General features: G+C 37.1%; 2 protein-coding genes. Both read left to right on the plus strand.

All coding sequences use genetic code 11. The annotated features are described in order from the left end of the window. Positions 1 to 222 precede the first annotated feature (222 nt). Entirely contained in the window at positions 223 to 1044 is an 822-nt protein-coding gene (locus QZ359_RS03705) for a phosphate ABC transporter ATPase (protein ID WP_261029400.1), read from the plus strand. 14 nt (positions 1045 to 1058) lie between these two features. Further along, positions 1059 to 1913 carry an NAD(P)H-hydrate dehydratase gene (locus tag QZ359_RS03710; protein ID WP_261043341.1) on the plus strand — a complete coding sequence of 285 codons (855 nt, stop codon included), beginning with the start codon at positions 1059 to 1061 and terminating at the stop codon, positions 1911 to 1913. Positions 1914 to 2079 lie beyond the last annotated feature (166 nt).

Consider the following 2079-nt stretch of genomic DNA (forward strand, 5'->3'; position numbering starts at 1 on the left):
TCCGGGAGGTGTTGGTCCTATGACAATTACTATGCTGATGGAGCAAACTTATCAAGCAGCACTTCGGACATTGGATAGAAAATAAGAGAAACATTCGCTGAAGAGAGTGTATTTTCAATAGCTATATCTAAAACGGCAGAAATGAATATTAAATTTTAGATATAAGATTACAAAAGGAGGTCTGCGCCTCCTTTTTGTTGTATAATGGAGTGAGGTGATTAGATGATTTTAAAAATTTATAATGGGGAATATAGTTTACAATGGGATGGAATATACTACTTATCACTAATTGATTATCCAAATATTCAAGAATGGGAATTAGAAAAAATTGCTAAATTTATAGCTTACGAAAAACTTCATAAACGTCAAACAAGTATTGAGTGTGCTGATTCTTGTTTAAAAAAAGAGATTTTAGATTACATCTTTCAGCATCTCTTTCTGCCACCATTTACCCCTACAAATAAAATAGTAGCCTCGACTTATGATCTACATAAGAGGTTAGTGACTTCAGACTACTGTAGTCATACTACTACTATAGATGCAGCGATTTCTATCTTTAAAACAGGTCAGCTCTTATCTGCTGTGAAAGCCTTTGGGCGAGATGCTGAGGAATTAGTTTTGGATAATCGAAATGCTGCATCGGATCCGATAGATTATTTTGACTATGTCATGTTAGGGTGGTCAAATACAAGTTCTGGTTATCGATTAGCGATGGAACGTTTATTAGGTCGATCTCCTTCAGAGAAAGAATTACAAGACAAGTTTATTCCTGGAGTGAGTTTTCATTTTATCTATACAGATTTGATTAAACTTACTGGTTATATTTTTGATGGCTACCATGTTGCAAAAATTAAGAACATGTTGAACTTATTTAGTGAGTTGTATATTTGCATTATTCCAACTCATAATAAGAGCCAATTTGAAAATATTATTCCAAGTCAATTACTGGATAGGGTGTATTATCTTGACCATGATGGAGAAGGTTTGGAGGAGTGGGTTAAAAAAGTATATCAGATTGTTTTAAAACGATCAGGTAAAGGATAGTTGAGGAAAAAACGATGAAAGTGATTGATCAAGCCTTACTAGAAAAAGTCATTATTGAACGTTCTCGTACCAGTCATAAAGGAGACTATGGTCGTCTGCTGTTGCTGGGTGGGACTTATCCTTATGGTGGTGCTATCATCATGGCTGCTTTAGCAGCTGTAAAAAGCGGTGCAGGATTGGTAACTATTGGAACAGATAGGGAAAATATCCCAGTTTTGCACAGTCATTTACCTGAGGCTATGGCCTTTGCTCTTCAAGACCAGCAATTGTTAAAAGAGCAATTGGAGAAGGCAGAAGTTGTCTTGCTGGGGCCTGGTTTACGAGACGATGCTTTTGGAGAAGATCTAGTCAAACAGGTCTTTGCTAGCTTAAAAAAGAATCAGATTTTGATTGTAGATGGTGGTGCCCTGACCATTCTTGCTAGAACAAGTTTGTCATTTCAATCTAGCCAGCTTATCCTAACTCCCCACCAAAAGGAGTGGGAAAAACTGTCTGGAATTACGATTGAAAAGCAAAACGAAGCTACAACAGCTAGTGCCCTGACTTCTTTCCCTCAAGGAACAATTTTGGTAGAGAAAGGTGCGGCTACTCGTATTTGGCAAGCTGGCCAATCTGATTATTTCCAGTTACAGGTTGGCGGTCCCTATCAGGCGACTGGGGGAATGGGAGATACTCTGGCTGGGATGATTGCAGGATTTGCAGGCCAATTCCGACAGGCCAGTCTCTACGAGCGTGTAACCGTAGCGACTCATCTTCATTCAGCGATAGCCCAAGAATTAGCTCAAGAACATTATGTGGTCTTGCCAACGGAAATTAGTAATTGTCTTCCTAAAGTAATGAATAAAATAACTCAAAAAAGACTGGAATAAAATTCAATTTTAGGAGAAAACGAAGTAAATATTACCACAATAAAACGCATAATATCAAGTTTTTTAATACTTGATACTATGCGTTTTTGACTTTAAAGCCTTTTTAGTCTGTTTCTATTTTGGAGCAATCTTTTGCTCAGTATGTTTTATAATTTTTCGTTGATGA

This window comes from Streptococcus sp. (genome assembly GCF_019414905.1).
In the GTDB taxonomy this organism is placed as follows: domain Bacteria; phylum Bacillota; class Bacilli; order Lactobacillales; family Streptococcaceae; genus Streptococcus.

Excerpts from the sequence above, each read along its gene's own strand:
- QZ359_RS03705 (WP_261029400.1), top strand. The coding sequence starts at position 223 with ATGATTTTAAAAATTTATAATGGGGAATATAGTTTACAATGGGATGGA.
- QZ359_RS03710 (WP_261043341.1), top strand. The coding sequence starts at position 1,059 with ATGAAAGTGATTGATCAAGCCTTACTAGAAAAAGTCATTATTGAACGT.